The organism is Stenotrophomonas sp. pho, assembly GCF_006228405.1.
Lineage (GTDB): Bacteria > Pseudomonadota > Gammaproteobacteria > Xanthomonadales > Xanthomonadaceae > Stenotrophomonas > Stenotrophomonas sepilia.
Map to the genome: position 1 here is coordinate 3637618 of NZ_CP029759.1, position 19139 is coordinate 3656756.

Annotated in this window: 21 protein-coding genes, 1 other RNA gene and 2 pseudogenes; 14 read left to right on the plus strand and 10 right to left on the minus strand. The window is 67.1% G+C overall.

The features are described 5' to 3' along the window. Window positions 1-62: 62 nt before the first annotated feature. The gene (locus DL544_RS16965; protein ID WP_088123875.1) at window positions 63-1385 is read right to left on the minus strand and encodes an aminopeptidase P N-terminal domain-containing protein; all 1323 of its coding nucleotides are present in this window, start codon (window positions 1383-1385) and stop codon (window positions 63-65) included. 5 nt (window positions 1386-1390) lie between these two features. Next, window positions 1391-1939: a UPF0149 family protein gene (locus DL544_RS16970; protein ID WP_005418994.1), complete on the minus strand. Its 549-nt coding sequence runs from the start codon at window positions 1937-1939 to the stop codon at window positions 1391-1393. A 154-nt stretch (window positions 1940-2093) separates the two neighbouring features. On the opposite strand from DL544_RS16970, the gene DL544_RS16975 reads away from it, so the two are divergent. From DL544_RS16975 to DL544_RS17010, 8 genes are all read left to right on the plus strand, one after another. Then, entirely contained in the window at window positions 2094-2315 is a 222-nt protein-coding gene (locus tag DL544_RS16975; protein ID WP_005418996.1) for a TIGR02449 family protein, read from the plus strand. Continuing rightward, entirely contained in the window at window positions 2312-2608 is a 297-nt protein-coding gene (locus tag DL544_RS16980) for a cell division protein ZapA (protein WP_005410899.1), read from the plus strand. The genes DL544_RS16975 and DL544_RS16980 overlap by 4 nt, the downstream gene beginning before the upstream one ends. Before the next feature lie 153 nt (window positions 2609-2761). Beyond that, window positions 2762-2947: non-coding RNA, 6S RNA (gene ssrS, locus DL544_RS16985), on the plus strand. 83 nt (window positions 2948-3030) lie between these two features. Further along, window positions 3031-3624 carry a 5-formyltetrahydrofolate cyclo-ligase gene (locus DL544_RS16990; RefSeq protein WP_111200510.1) on the plus strand — a complete coding sequence of 198 codons (594 nt, stop codon included), beginning with the start codon at window positions 3031-3033 and terminating at the stop codon, window positions 3622-3624. After that, entirely contained in the window at window positions 3621-4100 is a 480-nt protein-coding gene (locus DL544_RS16995) for an EVE domain-containing protein (protein ID WP_005419001.1), read from the plus strand. Before DL544_RS16990 ends, DL544_RS16995 begins: the two co-directional genes overlap by 4 nt. 23 nt (window positions 4101-4123) lie before the next feature. Then, entirely contained in the window at window positions 4124-4771 is a 648-nt protein-coding gene (gene rpiA, locus DL544_RS17000) for a ribose-5-phosphate isomerase RpiA (RefSeq protein WP_005419003.1), read from the plus strand. A gap of 20 nt (window positions 4772-4791) precedes the next feature. Next, on the plus strand, window positions 4792-5238 hold the full coding sequence (locus DL544_RS17005) for a DUF192 domain-containing protein (protein WP_005419005.1): 447 nt from the start codon (window positions 4792-4794) through the stop codon (window positions 5236-5238). Window positions 5239-5373: 135 nt separating this feature from the next. Then, window positions 5374-6219: a SirB1 family protein gene (locus DL544_RS17010; RefSeq protein ID WP_005419007.1), complete on the plus strand. Its 846-nt coding sequence runs from the start codon at window positions 5374-5376 to the stop codon at window positions 6217-6219. Between the two features lie 37 nt (window positions 6220-6256). Here DL544_RS17010 and DL544_RS17015 read toward each other — a convergent pair whose 3' ends face one another. After that, complete coding sequence (locus DL544_RS17015) at window positions 6257-6484, minus strand: rubredoxin (RefSeq protein ID WP_080375060.1); 228 nt, start codon at window positions 6482-6484, stop codon at window positions 6257-6259. 34 nt (window positions 6485-6518) lie between these two features. Between DL544_RS17015 and thiE the strand changes: the two are divergent. Together thiE and hemL are read left to right on the plus strand one after the other, a co-directional pair. Beyond that, a pseudogene (thiE, locus tag DL544_RS17020) lies at window positions 6519-7144 on the plus strand (thiamine phosphate synthase). A gap of 16 nt (window positions 7145-7160) precedes the next feature. Further along, the gene (gene hemL / locus DL544_RS17025; RefSeq protein ID WP_065178366.1) at window positions 7161-8450 is read left to right on the plus strand and encodes a glutamate-1-semialdehyde 2,1-aminomutase; all 1290 of its coding nucleotides are present in this window, start codon (window positions 7161-7163) and stop codon (window positions 8448-8450) included. Between the two features lie 101 nt (window positions 8451-8551). Here hemL and azu read toward each other — a convergent pair whose 3' ends face one another. Beyond that, complete coding sequence (gene azu, locus DL544_RS17030) at window positions 8552-9001, minus strand: azurin (protein WP_139727611.1); 450 nt, start codon at window positions 8999-9001, stop codon at window positions 8552-8554. Between the two features lie 123 nt (window positions 9002-9124). On the opposite strand from azu, the pseudogene DL544_RS17035 reads away from it, so the two are divergent. Then, window positions 9125-9726: pseudogene (locus DL544_RS17035) on the plus strand (HAD-IA family hydrolase). Window positions 9727-9779: 53 nt separating this feature from the next. Here the strand turns inward: DL544_RS17035 and DL544_RS17040 are convergent. Further along, window positions 9780-11006, minus strand: a complete 1227-nt coding sequence (locus DL544_RS17040; protein WP_053497478.1) for an acetylornithine transaminase — start codon at window positions 11004-11006, stop codon at window positions 9780-9782. A 63-nt stretch (window positions 11007-11069) separates the two neighbouring features. Here DL544_RS17040 and DL544_RS17045 point away from each other — a divergent pair, with 63 nt between their 5' ends. Continuing rightward, window positions 11070-11942 carry an ion transporter gene (locus DL544_RS17045; RefSeq protein ID WP_065185336.1) on the plus strand — a complete coding sequence of 291 codons (873 nt, stop codon included), beginning with the start codon at window positions 11070-11072 and terminating at the stop codon, window positions 11940-11942. Between the two features lie 61 nt (window positions 11943-12003). Here DL544_RS17045 and DL544_RS17050 read toward each other — a convergent pair whose 3' ends face one another. The 3 genes from DL544_RS17050 to DL544_RS17060 form a co-directional block, all read right to left on the minus strand. After that, window positions 12004-12954 (minus strand): YiiG family protein, encoded by a 951-nt coding sequence (locus DL544_RS17050; RefSeq protein WP_065185337.1) that lies wholly within the window; start codon window positions 12952-12954, stop codon window positions 12004-12006. A 159-nt stretch (window positions 12955-13113) separates the two neighbouring features. Further along, window positions 13114-14106, minus strand: a complete 993-nt coding sequence (locus DL544_RS17055; protein WP_139727613.1) for a YiiG family protein — start codon at window positions 14104-14106, stop codon at window positions 13114-13116. Window positions 14107-14199: 93 nt separating this feature from the next. Then, window positions 14200-15018: an SDR family oxidoreductase gene (locus DL544_RS17060; RefSeq protein ID WP_139727615.1), complete on the minus strand. Its 819-nt coding sequence runs from the start codon at window positions 15016-15018 to the stop codon at window positions 14200-14202. A 108-nt stretch (window positions 15019-15126) separates the two neighbouring features. On the opposite strand from DL544_RS17060, the gene DL544_RS17065 reads away from it, so the two are divergent. Next, complete coding sequence (locus DL544_RS17065) at window positions 15127-15810, plus strand: hypothetical protein (protein WP_065185339.1); 684 nt, start codon at window positions 15127-15129, stop codon at window positions 15808-15810. Window positions 15811-15865: 55 nt separating this feature from the next. Here DL544_RS17065 and DL544_RS17070 read toward each other — a convergent pair whose 3' ends face one another. After that, window positions 15866-16372, minus strand: a complete 507-nt coding sequence (locus DL544_RS17070; RefSeq protein ID WP_065178362.1) for a DUF2867 domain-containing protein — start codon at window positions 16370-16372, stop codon at window positions 15866-15868. Continuing rightward, window positions 16369-17031, minus strand: coding sequence for a serine/threonine-protein kinase (locus tag DL544_RS17075; RefSeq protein ID WP_065178361.1), 663 nt, complete (start codon window positions 17029-17031; stop codon window positions 16369-16371). Before DL544_RS17075 ends, DL544_RS17070 begins: the two co-directional genes overlap by 4 nt. A gap of 85 nt (window positions 17032-17116) precedes the next feature. On the opposite strand from DL544_RS17075, the gene DL544_RS17080 reads away from it, so the two are divergent. Next, entirely contained in the window at window positions 17117-19114 is a 1998-nt protein-coding gene (locus tag DL544_RS17080; protein WP_139727617.1) for a bifunctional DedA family/phosphatase PAP2 family protein, read from the plus strand. Window positions 19115-19139 lie beyond the last annotated feature (25 nt).

A 19139-nucleotide genomic window follows, 5' to 3' on the forward strand; every position in this document is an offset into this window, starting at 1 on the left:
TTGCGGTTGCTGTTGCTGTGGCCTCTGCGGGTGCAGGGCCGCAAGCCCTGCAGAAAAACACCCTACCCCGCCATCACCGCTTCGATCTCATCGGCGCTGCGCGCCAGGCCTTCGGTCAGCACGCGATGGCCGTCATCGGTGATCAGCACATCGTCTTCAGTGCGGATGCCGATACCGCGCCAACGCGGTTCCACCGTCGTGTCGTCCACGCCGATGTACAGCCCCGGCTCGATGGTGAACGCCATGCCAGGCTCCAGCAGACGTGAATCACCGGCGAGGCGGTAATCGCCCACATCGTGCACGTCCAATCCGATCCAGTGGCCGGTCTTGTGCCGGTAGAAGCGCTGGTACAGGCCTTCGGACAGATTCTTTTCCAGCGTGCCCTTCAGCAGGCCCAGGCGCAGCAGGCCCTCGGTCAAGGTCTGCACTGCGGCCAGATGGCCGGCCTCGTAGGGCACGCCCGGCTTGGCCTGGGCCAGCGCCGCCGCCTGCGCTTCACCGACCAGGTCGTGCAGCGCGCGCTGCTCGGCACTGAAGCGGCCGTTCACCGGGAAGGTGCGGGTGATGTCGCTGGCGTAGCCGCGGTACTCGGCACCGGCATCGATCAGCACCAGCTCGCCATCGCGCGACCGCGCGTTGTTGTCGCGGTAATGCAGGATGCAGCCGTTGCGGCCGGCACCGACGATGCTGCAATACGCAGGCACCGCATCGCTGGCGCGGAACACGCGTTCCAGCTCGGCCTGCAGTTCATACTCGTGGATGCCGGCCCTGGCGGCCTTCATCGCCGCCAGATGCGCACGCACGCTGATCTGTGCGGCGTGGTGCATCAGTGCCACTTCGGCGCCGGATTTGAACAGGCGCTGCTCGTGCAGCAGGTGGCCCAGCTCCAGGAACTCATGGGGCGGCTGCGCACCGTGGCGTACCTGCGAACGCACGCGGTTGACCCAGCCGATCAGCTTCAGATCGAAGTCGGCGTCGCGGCCGAAGTGGTAGTAGACGCGCGAGCGCCCTTCCAACAGGCCCGGCAGGATGTCGTCCAGATCATCGATCGGGTAGGCATCGTCCATCCCGTACTGCGCTACCGCGCCTTCCTGGCCGGCGCGGCTGCCGTCCCATGCCTCGCGCTCGGCATCGCGCTCGCGGCAGAACAGGATGGCCTCGCCATGGCGGCGGCCCGGAATCAGCACCAGCACCGCTTCCGGTTCCGGGAAGCCGGTCAGGTACTGGAAATCCGAATCCTGGCGGAACGGATAATGGGTATCGAGGCTGCGCACCTTCTCGGCTGCGGCCGGCAGTACCAGGATCGCATCCTCGCCAGCCATGTCCATCAGCTGGCGGCGGCGACGCTTGTATTCGCCGGCCGCGATGCCGGTGCGCTGCTTGATATCCATCAGTTCAGGCGCTGCCGATGGCGCGCGGCCAGCACCACGTCGCCGTGCAGCAGCAGCACCGCCACGCGGATGAATTCCTCGATCTCCGACAGGGCTTCGTCGTCGTCATCGCCGCCGGCCTCGAAATCCTCACTGGACGCACGCGCCAGGCTGGCCATGTCGGTCAGCGCTTCTTCGCCCTCTTCGGACAGGGCCGGGCGGCGGCCGCCGCTGCCCAGGCCGAAGCCGCCCAGGAACGAGCGGGTCCAGCTGAACATGGCATCGGCCTGCGCGGACACGTCGTCGCTGTCGGCGAGCAGCAGTTCGAAGGCGAAGTCGCGGTCTTCCAGCTGCTTGATGGTGGCCTGCAGCAGCTGCCCCAGCACGCTGTCGGCGGCCACCGGTGGCAGGGTGTCGTCGGCCAGCACGCGCGCCGGCCAATCGTTGCCGGGGGCGCCGCCGGCGGCCAGCCAGCCGCACAGCGCTCCGTGCAGCTCGGCAGCGGTAGCGCCCAGGCCCAGCGCCTGGCTGGCGCGGGTAACGTCGTCGACGGAGGGAAGTTCGGTCATCGTGCGGCTCGTTCGGAATAAGGAAACCCGGGGTGCGCACGCGCGCGCCCGTGAGACCCTGTAGTGTAGCAACCCTGCGTCATCCTCTCGTGGCCGTCCGGCCTTGCTGCGACAGCGCTTGACCGCCCTCACCCGGCTTGCCTATCGTGCCCGCATGGAACCCGCCGATCCCCTTGCCCAGCTGCAGGACTTTGCCGCCCGCGTGGACGCGTTGCTTGAACGCAACCAGCGCCTGGCCGAGGAGAACCGCAGCCTGCGCCACCAGCAGGAACAGCTGGTGGCCGAGCGCTCGACGCTGCTGGCCAAGAACGAACAGGCGCGCTCGCGGGTGGAAGCGATGATCAGCCGGCTCAAATCCCTGGAGCAGCACACATGAGCGCCGAACCGGTCAGTGTCCGCATCCTCGATCGTGAATACACCGTGGGCGTTGGCGGCGACGAACGCGACAGCCTGATGGCTGCTGCGCGCCTGCTCGATGCGCGCATGCGCGAGATCCGCGGCAGCAACCGCATGGCCGCCGTCGACCGCGTCGCCGTGCTGGCCGCGCTGAACCTGGCCCACGAACTGCAGCTGCTGCGCGACGAGAACGCCCGCCAGGCCGTGGCGCTGCAGCAGACGCTGGCCGACCTGAACCGGCGCCTGGACCGCGCCATCGACGGCACCCCATAGAAAAAGGGGACGGAGGGAATTAAGGCGCATTCGCCCCTTCCGTGCTGGAAACGTTTTAATTCCCTCCGTCCCCTTTTTGCTTGTCTGAATTGGCACGGACTGTTGCCGACGAACGGCCTATCCAGATCCTGCGTGCTGGCTATAATGGCCACGCGTTCTCTGCGGTACTCGACGGCATGTGCAAACATTCGCCTTGTCCCTTAAGAACGACACCGGGAGCGCGACAGCGCCGGGAGTGCAGGTCCGCCTTGTAGCGGGAAGCCCGATGGTTCTCCAGCGTTCCCACTTGAGCCCCCGGGTTCAAGGTCGTTTCGCATGCATCGACATTGCGGAGAATGCAATATTCCAGCAAGGGCGGCGTCTTCGGGCGTCGCCCTTGTTCTTTCCGGCACAATGATGGCTGATCCTTGCCGCTCGCTGCCATGACCGACCCGCGCCAGGCCCTGCGCCACGACCTGCGGCAACGCCGCCGTGACCTTAACGCTGGTGAGCGCATCGCCGCCGCCGAATCGCTTGCCGATGCCCTGCTCGCCCTGCCGTTCGCCCCGCGCGAAGGCGCCGTGGCCGGCTACTGGGCGCTGGATGGCGAAATCGCCCTGCACCGCTGGCAGCTGCAGCTGCCCGAAGGACTCACCTACTGCCTGCCGGTGCTGGCCGGCGACGTGCTGCGCTTCGCACCATGGCGGCCCGGGCATCCGCTGACCAGCAACCGCTATGGCATCCCCGAGCCGGACGTGGCCGTGGAAGACACCCTGGAACCGGAACGGATGGCGCTGGTCGTGACCCCATTGGTGGGTTTCGACGCACAGTGCCGCCGGCTGGGCATGGGGGGCGGCTGGTATGATCGCAGCTTCGCCTTCCGCCACGACCGGCCGGCGCCGCCCTGGCTGGTCGGTGCTGCGTTCGCGGTGCAGCAGGTCGAGTCCTTGCCGGTGGCGTCGTGGGACGTGCCGGTGGATGCGATCTGCACCGAAGACGGCACCCTGTTCCCCTCCGCTGCCCCCGTGAACGCATGACCGCCCGCAAGCGCTACTGGCTGATGAAGTCCGAACCGGACGCCTTCTCCATCGATGACCTGGCAAAGGTCAAGGTCGAACCCTGGAACGGGGTGCGCAACTACCAGGCGCGCAATTTCATGCGCGATGGCATGCAGGTGGGCGACGGCATCCTGTTCTACCACTCCAACACCAAGGTGCCCGGCATCGTCGGCCTGGCCACCGTCGCCAGCCCAGCCTACCCGGACGACACCCAGTTCGACCCGAAATCCGACTACCACGACCCCAAGAGCACGCGCGAAAACCCGCGCTGGATGCTGGTGGACGTGGCCTTCGACCGCAAGCTCAAGCAGGTGATCGCGCTGGACGAGATCAAGCTGCACGCTGACGAGCTCGGCGAGGGCTTCCCGCTGGTTGCCAAGGGCAATCGCCTGTCGGTGTTCCCGGTGACCGCCGCGCAGTGGAAGCTGCTGCTGTCGCTGGAAAAGAAATCCTGATTCCCCGCCTGAGAGTTCTTCCCATGTCCGAAGCCAAGCGCCTGGCCGCCGAGAAAGCCATCGAGTACGTCGAAGACGGCATGATCGTCGGTGTCGGCACCGGTTCCACCGTGGCCTATTTCATCGATGCCCTGGCCCGCATCCAGCACCGCATCAAGGGCGCCGTGTCCAGCTCCGAGCAGAGCACCGCACGCCTGAAGCAGCACGGCATCGAGGTGATCGAGCTGAACCACAGTGGCAACCTGTCGCTGTACGTCGATGGCGCCGACGAGTGCGACCCGAACAAGTGCCTGATCAAGGGCGGCGGCGCCGCACTGACCCGCGAGAAGATCATTGCCGAGGCCAGCGAGCGCTTCATCTGCATCGTCGACCCGAGCAAGCAGGTGCCGGTGCTGGGCAAGTTCCCGCTGCCGGTGGAAGTGATCCCGATGGCGCGCAGCCTGGTCGCCCGCCAGATCCGCGACATGACCGGCGGCCAGCCGACCTGGCGCGAGGGCGTGGTCACCGACAACGGCAACCAGATCCTGGACATCCACAACCTGCAGATCACCGATCCGGAAAAGCTGGAGCGCGAGCTCAACCAGTTGCCGGGCGTGGTCTGCGTCGGCCTGTTCGCGCGCCGTCGCGCCGATGTGGTGATCGTCGGTGGCGAGCCGCCGGTCGTGCTCTGACCCTTCCAAGGATCCTGACAATGTCGCTGTTGCGTTCGCTGCTGATGCTTCCGCTGCTGGCCCTGGCCGGCTGCGCCACCGACGCGGCCCGCCATTGGGTCGAGCTGGACGGCGCCCGCTACCAGGTCGAGCTGGCCACCAACGATGAAACCCGCGCGCGCGGGCTGATGTTCCGCGACCAGATGGCGGCCGACCACGGCATGCTGTTCATCCACGACCGCGAGGAAATGCAGGCGTACTGGATGAAGAACACCAAGATCGCGCTGGACATCCTTTACTTCGACAGCCAGCGCAAGCTGGTCAGCCAGCAGCGCGACGTACCGCCGTGCTCGGCCGGCGACATGTGCCCGCCCTATCCCAGCGGCGGCCCGGCGCGTTATGTGCTGGAACTCAACGCCGGCCAGGCCGAGAAGCTGCAGCTCAAGGACGGCACGGAGCTGAAATTCGGTCCGGGCATCGAAAAATAACGGTAGTGCCGGCCGCTGGCCGGCAATCCAACCCGACCGGGGTCAGATCCCTTTCGCAAGCGAAAGGGATCTGACCCCTGAATTTTTCACGCGACACCGCTTGAAACCGCCTGCGAATGACGCCAGTCTGTGGCCATGCAGGACCGGATCACACTCCCCGACTGGGATGCCTTGGCCGACCTCGAAGACGAGGCGCTGCCACTGTTGCCGACCGCGCTGCTGATCGCGCGCGATGAATACCCCGATCTGCAGCCGTCCACCTACGACGCGCTGATCCAGAGCCATGTCGAGCACCTCCGCTCGGAAGTGGAGAGCATCGACAACAGCCCGCTGAAGATGGCGGCGATCAACCGCCACCTGTTCGACGAGCTGGGCTACAGCGGCGACCACGACGAGTACTACGACCCGCGCAACAGCTACCTCAACCAGGTATTCGAGCGCCGCCTGGGCAACCCGATCTCGCTGGCGCTGGTGCAGATGGAAGTCGCGCGCCGGCTGGGTATTCCGCTCGATGGCGTGTCCTTCCCCGGCCACTTCCTGGTGCGCCTGCCGGTGGACGACGGCGTGCTGGTGATGGACCCGTTCAACGGCGGCCGGCCGCTGGACGTGGACGAACTGCGCGAGCGGGCCAAGTCACACCTGGGCGGGCAGATGCCCGACGACCAGGTGCTGGCGCAGATCCTCGACCCGGCACCCGCGCGCGCGATCCTGATGCGCATGCTGCGCAACCTGCACGGCGTGTATGCCGAAGCCGGCGAGTGGGACCGCGCCGCGCGCAGTGCCGACCGCCTGCTGAAGCTGGCCCCGGAGCAGGACGATGCGCTGCGCGACCGCGGCCTGGCCTACCTGCAGCTGGAGTACCTGGCCGGTGCCCGCCACGATCTGGGCCAGTACCTGAAGCGCAACCCGGAAGCCAGCGACGCGCAGTGGCTGCGCGAGAAGCTGATCGACCTCGGCGGGCCGATGCCGCGGCTGCATTGAGGGAGTCGGTGTGTGGACCGACAGTCCACGCCTGCCTTCATCCATCGACCTCGACCATCTCGAAATCGGCCTTGGTCACCCCGCAATCCGGGCAGGTCCAGGTCTCGGGAATGTCCTCCCAGCGCGTCCCTGGCGCGATGCCTTCCTCCGGCAAGCCTTCTGCTTCGCTGTACAGGAAGCCGCAGACCACGCACATCCAGGTGCGCAAGGTGGTGGGGGTGGCATCGCTCATCGGATAATCAGGACTGGATTCACGGGCCGCCATTGTCCCATCGCGGTCCACTCACCGGTAGCCATCGATGACTTCTGCTTCCCCGGCGCCCCGCGGCGTCTACCTGATCACCCGGACGAGCCCGATACCGCACGCCTGCTGGCCCGTACCGCGCCGCTGCTGGCCGCGGGCGCCACCTGGCTGCAGTACCGCAACAAGACCGCAAGCGACGCGCTGCGGCGGGAGCAGGCCACCGCGCTGCAGGCACTGTGCGCAGACCACGGCGTACCGCTGATCGTCAACGACGACCCGGCGCTGGCCAAGGCCGTGGGCGCGGCGGGCGTGCACCTGGGCGGCACCGACGGCGACATCCCCAGCGCGCGCGCCCTGCTCGGCCCCGAGGCCATCATCGGCGCCTCCTGCTATGACCAGCTGGCCAATGCCGAGAGGGCCGTGGCCGCCGGCGCCAGCTACGTGGCCTTCGGCGCGTTCTTCCCGACCACCACCAAGATCACCACCAGCCGCGCCCATACCGACCTGCTGCGGCAAAGCGCCGCACTGGGCGTGCCGCGGGTGGCGATCGGTGGCCTGACGCCGGACAATGTCGGTCCCATCATCGACGCCGGCGCCGATCTGGTCGCCGTGGTCAGCAGCGTGTTCGCCGCCGAAGACCCGGTCGCGACCCAGCGCGCCTACCTCGCCCAGTTCGCGTAATGCCCAGGAAAGCCCCATGAACCACGACCAGTCCCACGCCCTGTTCTCCCGCGCCCAGCAGCTGTTGCCGGGCGGCGTCAATTCGCCGGTGCGCGCGTTCAAGTCGGTCGGCGGCGAGCCGTTCTTCGTTGAACGCGCCGACGGTGCCTACCTGTACGACGTCGATGGCAACCGCTACATCGACTACGTCGGCTCCTGGGGCCCGATGATCGTCGGCCACAACCATCCGGCGGTACGCCAGGCGGTGAAGAAGGCGATCGACAACGGCCTGTCGTTCGGCGCGCCATGCGCGGCCGAAGTCACCATGGCCGAGACCATCACCCGCCTGGTGCCGTCGTGCGAGATGGTGCGCATGGTCAACTCCGGCACCGAGGCCACCCTGTCGGCGATCCGGCTGGCGCGTGGCGCCACCGGCCGCAACCGCATCGTCAAGTTCGAAGGCTGCTACCACGGCCACGGCGACTCGTTCCTGGTCAAGGCCGGCAGCGGCATGTTGACCCTGGGCGTGCCGACCTCGCCGGGCGTCCCGGCCGGGCTGAGCGAACTGACCCTGACCCTGCCCTACAACGACTTCGAAGCGGCCACTGCGCTGTTCGAGCAGCAGGGCGATGACATCGCCGGCCTGATCATCGAACCGGTGGTCGGCAACGCCAACTGCATCCCGCCGCGCGAGGGCTACCTGCAGCACCTGCGCGAACTGTGCACGAAACACGGCGCGCTGCTGATCTTCGACGAAGTGATGACCGGCTTCCGCGTTGCCCTCGGCGGTGCGCAGGGGCACTACGGCATCACCCCGGACCTGACCACCTTCGGCAAGATCATCGGCGGCGGCATGCCGGTGGGCGCCTACGGCGGTCGCCGCGAGCTCATGCAGCAGATCGCCCCGGCCGGCCCGATCTACCAGGCCGGCACGCTGAGCGGCAACCCGGTGGCGATGGCCGCTGGCCTGGCGATGCTGGAGCTGATCCAGCAGCCGGGCTTCCACGCCGACCTGGCCGAGCGCACCGCACGCCTGTGCGCCGGCCTGGAAGCGGCCGCCGCCGAAGCCGGCGTGGCGGTGACCACCACCCGCGTGGGCGCGATGTTCGGGCTGTTCTTCACCGATGAGAAGGTGGAGACCTATGCGCAGGCCACCGCCTGTGACATCCCAGCGTTCAACCGCTTCTTCCACGCGATGCTGGAGCAGGGCGTGTTCCTGGCGCCGTCGGCGTACGAGGCCGGTTTCCTGTCCAGCGCGCACGACGATGCCGTGATCGAGGCCACCCTCGCCGCCGCACGCGTAGCATTCAAGGCCGCCAAGGGCTGAGACACCCTCTGGTAGGTGCCAACCTTGGTTGGCACAAAAAGGGGACGGAGGGGATTGAGTCGTTTATGCACAAACGACTCAATCCCCTCCGTCCCCTTTTTTCAACCGAAGACGAACTTGCCCTTCATCATCGCGAAGTGGCCGGGGAACGAGCAGAAGAAGGTGTAGTCGCCGCCCTTCTGCAGGCCTTGGGTGGAAAAGCGCACGCGCGTGATCTCGCCACCACCAATTACTTTGGTGTGCGCCAGCACGCGCTTGTCAGCCTTCGGCAGGTAGCTGTCGGCCAGTGTCATGCGCATGCCTGCCAGTGCCACCGGCTGGTAATCGGCAGTGCGGGTCAGCACCCAGTTATGGCCCATCGCGGTAGCGGCCAGCTTGCCGGTGTGGCGCAGGGTCAGGTCCACGGCAGTGCAGTCGGCGGCAAGCTTGATCTCGCGAGTGCTGAAGCTCATCTGGTCGGTGCTGTCGATGTTCACTGCACACACCCGCGCCATCGCCGACGGCGCCAGCATCAGCGCGCCCAGTCCCACTGCCACCCACCAAGCCTTCATCGTTGCCTCTCCTGCGGATTCAAGCGCCATTCTAGGCAGGCCCCTGCGGCCGCGTCTGCGACCGTCTGTCGCATGCCCACTCCAGGGTTTCCCGCGCACTCACTGCAATGGCATGCTCGACCGATGCGGATCGACCTGTTGCTGCTGGATGTGGATGGCGTGCTGGTGCAGTACCAGCGCGCGCAGCGCGTGCTGCACCTGGCGCAGGTACTGGATGTTACCCCTGCCGCAGTGCAGGCGGCGCTGTTCGACAGCGGACTGGAAGCGGCGCATGACAACGGCACGCTGCAGGGTCCGGCCTATCTGGCGCGGCTGGGGAGTGCCTGGGCAGGACCGTCGATGTACCCAGCTGGATCGCCGCACGCCAGGCGGCCAGCCATCCGCAGCACGCGGTGCTGCAGCGGCTGCAGGTCCTGCAGCTGCCACTGGCGGTACTGACCAACAATGGCGCGCTGATGGTGCAGGCGCTGCCCATCCTGCTGCCGGAACTGTTCCCTGCGCTGCAGGGACGCGTGTTCTGCAGCGCCGATTTCGGCCTGCGCAAACCCGCACCGGAGGTCTTCCTGCGCACGCTTGAGGCCCTCGGCGTGGCGCCTTCGCGCACGCTGTTCGTCGATGACCTGTTCGCCAATGTGCGCGGCGCACGCGCCGCCGGCCTGCACGCGGAAACCGTGCGCGATGGCCGTGGATTGGGCAAGGTGTTGAAGCGTTACGCGGTGGGCTGATCGGGGTCAGAGCCCTCTCCGCAGGAGAGGGATCCGACCCCAGCGCCGGGGCCTCAGCGCGCGGCGATGAACGCAGCAATCGCTGCGCGCAGGCGCTTGAGGCCTTCGGCCACTTCTTCGTCGGTGATGTTCAGCGACGGCACGAAGCGCAACACGTCCGGGCCGGCCTGCAGGGTCAGCAGGCCGTGCTCGGCGGCATGGTCGAGGATCGCCCCGGCCTGGCCGGCAAAGTCCTTGCCCAGCACCGCGCCCAGCATCAGGCCGCGGCCACGCACGTCGCTGAACACACCGAACTCGTCGTTGATGCGGGCAAAGCCATCGCGCAGCGCCTTCGACTGGCGGCTGACATTGGCGGCGATCTCCGCCGAGGCCAGCTTGCGCAGTGCCACGCGGGCCACCGCAGCGGCCAGCGGGTTGCCGCCGAAGGTGGTGCCGTGCGCGCCGAACTGCATGGTCTCGGCCACCTTCGGGCCGGCCAGCATCGCGCCGATCGGGAAGCCGCCACCGAGTGCCTTGGCCAGGGTGACCATGTCCGGCACCACATCATCCTGCCAGTGCGCGAACAGCGTGCCGGTACGGCCCATGCCGGCCTGGATCTCGTCCAGCACCAGCAGTGCGTTGTGCTGGTCGCACAGTTCACGCACGCGCTTGAGGAAACCGGACTTGGCCGGCATCACGCCGCCCTCGCCCTGGATCGGCTCCAGCATCACCGCCGCCACGTCGCCGGCGGCCATCGCGGTTTCCAGCTGCACCTCATCGTTGAAATCGATGTAGCGGAAGCCGCCAGGCAGCGGCTCGTAGCCTTCCTGGTACTTCGGCTGGGCGGTAGCGGTCACCGCGCCCATCGTGCGGCCGTGGAAGCTGCCACGGAAGGTGATGATGACGCGCTTGTCGGCCGGGCGGCCCTGGCTGGAGGCCCACTTGCGGACCATCTTGATCGCCACTTCGTTGGCTTCGGCGCCGGAGTTGCACAGGAACACCCGCTCGGCGAAGCGACTGGCCTTCACCAGTTCCTCGGCCAGGTGCAGCGGCGGTGCGCTGTAGAACACGTTGCTGGTGTGCCAGAGCTTGCCGGCCTGCTCGACCAGCGCGGCCACCAGGTCCGGATCGTTGTGGCCCAGGCCGCACACGGCGATGCCGGCAGCCAGGTCGATGAACTCACGGCCCTGGCTGTCCCATACGCGGGCGCCCTGGCCTCGCTCCAGTACCACCTGGCGGGGCTTGTAGACCGGCAGGTAATAGTGCGAAAGGGAGATCAGCGGATCGGTCGCGGCGGTCATGGCAGTCGGCGGGGTTCAGGAACGCCCATTCTCGCGCCGGAACCCCTGCGGCACAATGCGCCCATGCGACCGTTTTCCGCCCCCCAGCTCAACCCCGCCACCGAGACCGGCTGGCGCCGTCGGTGGTTCGACATCATCTACCGCCATGACACCCGCCCTTCGCGCAATTTCGACCTGATCCTGGTGGTGGCGATCGTCGCCAGCATCCTGGTGGTGATGATCGACAGCGTGCAGCACCTGCATGCCGAATGGTCCACCGGCCTGTACATCCTGGAATGGGGATTCACGATCATCTTCACCGCCGAGTACCTGCTGCGGCTGGCGGTGGTCAAGCGCCCGCTGCGGTATGCAGTGAGCATCTGGGGCATCATCGACCTGCTGTCGATCCTGCCCGCCTACCTGTCGATGTTCATCCCCGGCGCGCAGAGCCTGCTGGTGGTGCGCGCGCTGCGCATCCTGCGGGTGTTCCGCATCCTGAAGCTGACCCGCTACATCGAGGAAAGCGGCGTCCTGATGACGTCGCTGTGGCGCAGCCGGCGCAAGGTGCTGGTGTTCCTGTTCACGGTGATCACCATCACCATCATCGCCGGTGCGCTGATGTACGTGATCGAGGGCCCCGACCACGGTTTCACCAACATCCCGGCCAGCATGTACTGGGCGGTGGTGACCATGGCCACGGTCGGCTTCGGCGATATCGTGCCGCAGACCGTGCTCGGCCGCTTCGTCACCTCGGTGCTGATCCTGATCGGCTACAGCATCATCGCCGTGCCCACCGGCATCTACACCGCCGAACTGGCCAGCACCATGCGTGAAGCCGAGCAGGCCGCGCGCCGCGATGCGCGTGGCTGCCCGGAGTGTGGGCTGGAAGGCCACGAGCCGGATGCACGGTATTGCCGCAAGTGCGGCGGTCAGCTACCGGATCCGTTCAACCATTGAGGCGCATGCCGGCCAGCGGCCGGCACTACCCTTGGCGCTTATGCATGGATGCGCGCGCTGCTCATCGCAGGCGGTTGCTGGTGGAGACCAGATCGTTGTAGGCGTCCAGCAGAGTGGATTGCGCACCTTCCGGCGCCGAGGTGTCCCAGCTGCCGGAGGCCTTGCGCTCGGCAGCCAGCCCTTCGGCGGTGATCGGCTTGCCCTGCTGCAGACGCTCCACGCCGCGCCCGGCGGTGCGTACCAGCTTGTCCGCTGAACGCTGCACGTGGCCCCACATCGGGTCGTCCTTGCCCACCCCGGAGTTCTGGATTTCCGTCACCAGCGCCTGGTAATCGGCCAGCTGTACGCGCAACGCCGCCAGATCCGGTGCGTCGCCCTGGAAGGCCATGGCCAGCTGCTTGCCATCGCCCAGCAGGCGCAGATGGTAGTAGGCCAGCGAACGGCCTTCGCTCTCCTCGATCTGCTTCAGCTGTGCCGCGCGACGATCGTTCTCGTTCTTCTCCAGTGCCGCATCCAGTGCCTCGCTGGCCTTGAAGAACCCGGCATAGGCCTGCATCAACGGCGCGTGCTGGCTGCGCAGGCCTTCACCACCATCGCGGCGATAGTCCTCACGGGTGAAGTAGCCGTCGGCGCGTTCGATCAGCGCGTACAGCGACTGGAAGGCCTGCTGGTAGTCACGCGCCGGTGCATCCAGCGCGGTAGACGGGTTCTTTGCCAGCGCATCGGTCAGCGCCTGGCCGCAGTACTCCACGCGGTGCGACAGCACCTTGCCCGGTGAGCGCGGCTGCGTTTCCTTGCCGGTCGGACCGGCTTCGGGATCCTTCATCCAGCCGGTGTAGGTCTGGAAGCCTTCGTGGATGGGTTGTTCAACGCCGTTGTAGCACTCGATGTAGGCGTTGACCTTCTCCAGGCCGGGATCGGCCGCCGCCGGCCCCGGCACTTTGTCGCAACCGGCCGTACCGACCAGCGTGCCGAGCAGAAGAAGGGGAAGCAGGCGTACAGAAGCGTTCAAATCGATTCCTTGCAGAAAGAGGCGGTAGATATCCTCGCGCATGACGCAAGCACCCGCATCGGCGGCCTCGCAAAGGCCCTGCCGTTCGGAAGTGTGCGATGCGATGCGTCGCAATCGACCTGTTCGATTGCGACACAAATGACACGATGGACGCTGCGATTACTGGCGGTTGCTCTGGAAAACCAGCGAGTTGTATTCCTGCATCAGCTTGCTGGCAGAGCCGCGCGGCGCCATCGAGGGCGAATCCAGCATACGCCGTTCGAAATCGCTGTAGGGCGTCTTGCTGCTGACCCGGTGCAGCCGCTCCTTGCCTTCCCGACGGAAGTTCTCGGCTTCGCGCTCGAAGCTGTTCCAGTCCAGCTTGCCCGGCTCCTGGTCAGCCACCTTCGCATGCGCTTCGTCGGAAATGCGGTTGAACGCATCCAGACGCTCGCTGGCCTTGGCCTGATCGAAATCATCCTCGCTCATCAGATCCATGATGGCCTTGGCTTCCAGCATCATCGCCAGGCGGTAGTACTCGCGCGTGCGACCCTCGGCCTGCTCCAGTGCCTTGAGCTGCTCGCGCTGGGCGGCGTCGTTCTGGCGCTCCAGCTCGGCATTGAACGTTTCGCTGGCAGCCACGAAATCCTTGAAGGCGACCATCAGGGGCGCGTGCAGCTGCTTGCCCTTGGCGAACTGGTCGTCTTCGTAGTCCTGGCGATCGTAGTAGTCGTGCGCGTCCTTGCTGATCGGCACCAGTGCCTTCAGCGCCTGCTGGTAGTGGCCAGCAGCAGCATCGAGTTCGGCCAGCACTGGCTTGGCAGCCATCGCCTCGGTCACGGGGGCATCGCACTGCCTCATGTCGTAATCGCTGATCTCGAACGGACCGTACACCTGTGTCTCGCGACCGGTCGGGCCGGCGGCGACATCCTTGATCCAGCGCGTATAGGACTCGATGCTGCCGTGGGTCTTCGAATCAAGCGCGTTGAAGCAGCCGATGTAGGCGTTGAGCTTGGCGGTCAACTGCTGCTGCGGGTCGGACGGCGCCGCGCTGGCGTCCGGCGTGCCGGAGGCAGCGGCGCCGCCCGCAGCGGCGGGTGCCTTGCCACCGCAGGCGACGAGGATCAACGACAGCGAAGCGACCAGCGCCGCGACCGAAAGAGTGCGTGACATGTGCTCACATCCCTGTTGAAAACGATTACAGCCGCGCATTCTAGCGCAGCAGGCCGAAGGTCGCAGCCCTCGGCCTCTTCCGGCGACGCGCGATCAATCCAGGAACAGATCCGGCAGCAACGGACGCGATGGATCCACTGCGTAGCCCGAAAGATCGGTGATACCCGCCTGCGCCAGCACGTCATCGTCGATCAGGAACTGGCCATGGAAGCCCGCCGCTTCGCGCACCAGCACCGCATGCGCGGCATCAGCCATGATCTGCGGCGTGCGGCAGCCGGCCGCATCCACGCCAGGGATCATGTTGATCGCATCGGTGGCGATCACCGTGCGCGGCCACAGCGCGTTCACCGCCACACCCTGCGGGCCGAATTCCGCGGCCAGGCCGAGCGTGACGAAGCTCATGCCCATCTTCGCCAGCGTGTAGCCGGTATGCGCGCCCCACCACTTCGGTTCCAGGCTCGGCGGCGGTGCCAGGGTCAGGATGTGCGGGGTCGGCGCCTGCAGCAGGTACGGCAGGCAGGCCTGCGCACACAGGAAGCTGCCACGCGAATTGACCTGCTGCATCAGGTCGAAGCGTTTCATCGGCGTATCCAGCGTGCCACGCAGCCAGATCGCGCTGGCGTTGTTGATCAGGATGTCGATGCCCCCAAAGGTGTCGACCGTGGCCGCAACCGCGGCCTGCACCTGCTCTTCCTCGCGGATATCGCACTTCAGCGCCAGCCCTTGGCCACCGGCGGCGGTAACGGCCTCGGCCGCGCTGTGGATGGTACCTGGCAGCTTCGGGTTCGGCACCGCCGACTTGGCCGCAATGGCCACGTTCGCCCCGTCACGCGCAGCGCGCAGTGCGATGGCCAGGCCGATGCCACGCGAGGCACCCGTGATGAAAAGCGTTTTGCCCTGCAGACTGCCCACGTTCCACACTCCAGCGTATGCAATGAGCCGCTAGTATGCCGCGCCGACGTGGAGTTCACCCGGCCTTGACGATACTGGCGCCTCCAGTCAACGCACGAGGTCCACGCCATGCGCCGTTCCCGCCTGTTGCTGCCTGCCCTGGGGCTTGCCCTGCTGACCGCCTGCCAGGGCCGTTCGCCGGAACCCGGCAAGGAACCGTCGGCCGGTGACACGCCCAGCGCGGAGAAAGCCGCCGCAGACGGCAAGCTGCGCTGGAGCGAGGCAGTGGTGTGGGATGGCGACCTCAACGCCTGCCGCCAGGGCGGGAATTCAGCCACGCGTGAGTGCCTGCGCGATGCGATGCGCGCTGGTGGCGCAAGCGCCGATGCCATTGCTGCCGCCGAACAGTTGTCCACCGGCGGCGAGCTGGCCTACGTGACGGCCTGGCACGAGAACGAAGGCCTGGGCATTGCCACGGTCGAGTATCCGTTCCGCGCCAACACCAACGAGGGCACCCGCCTGGTCGACGCCACCGGCAAGCGCATCGATGTGGATGCCGTGCAGCTGGACGACACCCTGCGTGCCGACCCCGCCGTGCAGGCCCTGCTGAAGGACCACCCGCAGGCCACGCCGTTCGCACCGGCGCAGTCGGGCGGGGCCACGCCGCTGGAGAACGGCGGCATCCGCCTGCTGTACCGCACGCCGCTGCGTGACTGCCACGCCTGCCCGGATGTAGGCCAGCTGCAGATCGCCTACGACTTCGACGCCAAGCGCAACTTCATCGGCCAGCAGGTAGTGCCGGCAACGCCGTAAGGTCGCCGGCACTACATCAAGGCCGTCAGCGGGCGCATCCACGCATCGCGTGGATCTACCGGTACGCCTGCGCCTGCTTCCTCAGCAGATGCGGCACGATCAGCTGATGCACCGGCGCAACCGGCAGCATGTATACGCGCCCGAACGCGTTGTGCGTATGCACCACGGTCGCCACTTCCAGTACGTCGCCCTGCCACTGCAGGGCCAGCTGCACACGCAGGTGGCGGTCGTCGTCTTCCAGCACGATGGCATCGTCACTGAGCGACTGCAGGGTGAAGATGCCCAGTCGCTGCCCGGGTTGAGGATCCGCAACATCCTGCACCGCGCGCAACGAGCCCAGGTGCTTCATGCCGAGCAGGCGCATGCCGCGATTGCGCAGCGCCATCAGCCCATCGAACCAGCCGGGAATGGTCGCGGCCATATCGCGATAGGCCTGCAAGGCCGAGCGCCCATCACGATGGGTTGTTGCCTGGCAGGCGTGCACGAAGTCGGCACCGGCCAGCTGTGGGCGCAGGACGCTGCCCGCACTCGGTGGGCCGGTCACTACCTGCAGTGGACTCACGGCTTGGGCCCCTGCCCCTCGTTGTCTTCCCAATGCAGGATGCGACGGGTAACGAAGCGGTAGACCGGCTTGCCCGTGGCGAACCACAGTTCGCGCACCCACGAGGTGCGCTTGAGCACGCGCTTTTCCACTGGGGTGAGCGACCCACGGCAGTACATGCGCTTGTGCTTGAGCAGGTGGCGCAGGTCCTCGCGGGCCAGCAGGCGCATCCAGCGCGAGCGCGGGTTGCCGATCACTGCCAGCTGGAAGTCGATCAATGCCGGGCGGCCGTCTTCGGTCACCAGCCAGTTGGCTTCCTTGGCCAGGTCGTTGTGGGCCACGCCGCGCCGATGCAGCTGCTGCAGCAGCCGACGCGCGGCGCGGAACCAGGCCAGGTCGCCACGCGGTGGGCGCTGGTACATGGCGTCGCCGGCCATGAAACTGCGGTCGAGATGATGCCCATTCCACGCCAGCAGCTGCGGCACGTCGGCCATGCCATGGATATGGCGCAGCGCGCGCGCTTCGCGGCGGGCCAGCCACCAGGCCGGCAGGCGCAACCACAGCGGCGTGGCGCCCAGGTCACGGCGTACGAAGGGGCCGGCAGGCCCTTCCACACGGAGGATGCGACCGAAGCTGTCGGCCTTCAAAGCATGTGGTGGCGTGTCTGGCGTATGCGGCATGGGCCCATTCTAGGCGATGGCGCCGGTTGCAAACGGTCACCAAGCGGCTGGGAACCAGTCACCTTCACGCCCCTATAATCGGGCAATGGACTCTTCATGGATCGACGCCACGCTTGCGTGGATTGCCGCTCACCCCGTGCTGGCGGGTGCCGTTATCTTCCTCATCGCCTTCTGCGATGCGGTGATCATTCTCGGCGCCATCGTGCCGGCGCTGCCGCTGCTGTTTGCGGTGGGCGTGTTCATCGGCCTGGGCCAGATCTCCGGACCTTACGCGGTGGCGGCGGCCGCACTGGGCGCATTCGCCGGCGATGGCATCAGTTACTGGATCGGGCGCCGCTGGGGCGACCGCCTGCGTGGCGTGTGGCCGTTCAGCCGTTACCCGCAGCTGCTCGACCGCGGCGAAAACCTGTTCCGCCGCAACGCGTTCAAGAGCATTCTGGTGGCACGCTACGTCGGCGCGATCCGGCCGTTCGTGCCGGCCATCGCGGGCATGATGAAGATGCCAGCCAGCCGCTATGTACAGGCCAGTGGTATCGCCAGCATTTCATGGGCGGTGCTGTTCCTGGCCCCCGGCTGGATTCTTGGCGAGGCCTATGACGCGGTGGCCGCAGTAGCCGGTCGGCTGGTGGTGGTGGTCGGCCTGCTGGCGGTGATCCTTGGCCTGGTCTGGGCCCTCGTGCTGTACGGCTACCGCTGGTCGGCCGCGCGCATGGACAACTGGCTGGCACGCCTGCTCGACTGGTCCAACCGCCATCCGACGCTGGGCCGCTACACCGTCGGCGTGCTGGATCCGAAGCGGCGCGAGTCGGTGCCGCTGGCGATGCTGGCGCTGATGCTGCTGGTGCTGGGCTGGGGCTGGTTCGCGCTGCTGACCGTGGTGGTCGCGCATGGCGAGCCACTGGCGATCGACCTGCTGGTACACCAGGCAATGCTGGCCCTGCGCAACCCGCTGGCCGATTACCCGATGGCCGCGCTGGCGTCGCTGGGCGCCTGGCAGGTGCTGCTGCCGGCCACTGCGGCGGCGATGGGCTACCTGGTCTGGCGCCGGCGCTGGATGGCGGCCGCGCACTGGCTGGCCGCGCTGGCCTTCGGCCTGGCGCTGACCATGCTGCTCGGCGCTACCGTCGATGTTGTGCGCCCGGTCGACGCCAGCAGCGGCTTCGGCTTCCCGTCGGTGTCGGTGACGATGGCCACCATCACCTTCGGCTTCTTCGCGGTGCTGATCGCCCGCGAGATGCCCGGCCGTACCCGCGTCTGGCCGTACCTGGTGTCGGGCATCGTGGTCAGCCTGATCGGTTTCTCGCGCCTGTACCTGGGCGCGCATTGGCTGAGCGATGTGATCGGCGGCATGCTGTTCGGCACCTTCTGGCTGCTGGTGCTGGGCATCGCCTACCGCCGCCGCTTCAACCGCTCGTTCTGGGTGAAGCCGGTGGCATGGCTGTTCTACGGCGTCTTCGCCGTCGCCGCGATGTGGTACGCACCGCGCAACATCCCGGTGAAGCTGGAACGCTTCGAGCCGACCTTGCCGGCCCCGCAGGCAATGGACACGCAGGCCTGGTGGCAGCACGACTGGGCGACACTGCCGGCGCGCCGCAACGAGTTCGATGACGACCAGCGCTGGCCGCTGGACGTACAGGTGGCCGGTCCGCTGGCACCGCTGCGGGCGCAACTGGAAGCGCGCGGCTGGAAGCGGCAGGAGCAGGCTGGCTGGCAGCAGGCGCTGCTGATGCTGGACAAGAACACCGGCGCCGATGAACTGCCGGTGCTGCCGGCGACGCTGGAAACCCGCGTGGAAGCGCTGTTGATGGTACGCCCGGGTACACACCGTGATGAGCGCTACGTACTGCGCCTGTGGCCGGCCCCTGCGCAGTTGCAGCCGGGCAACACGCCGCTGTGGCTGGGCAGTGCACAGACCCTGCGCTACGAACGCCATTTCGAGTGGATCGGCATGTGGCATCCGCTGCGTGGCGTCGACCCGGCATTGAATGCCGTAAAGGACGCCGTGCAGGACCTGCCGCAGCGCGAGGACGTGCACAGCGAAACCGGGTTGCCGGTGCTGCGGTTGAAGACCACCACGCCCTGACCAGTACCGGTCGCGATCACCCAGT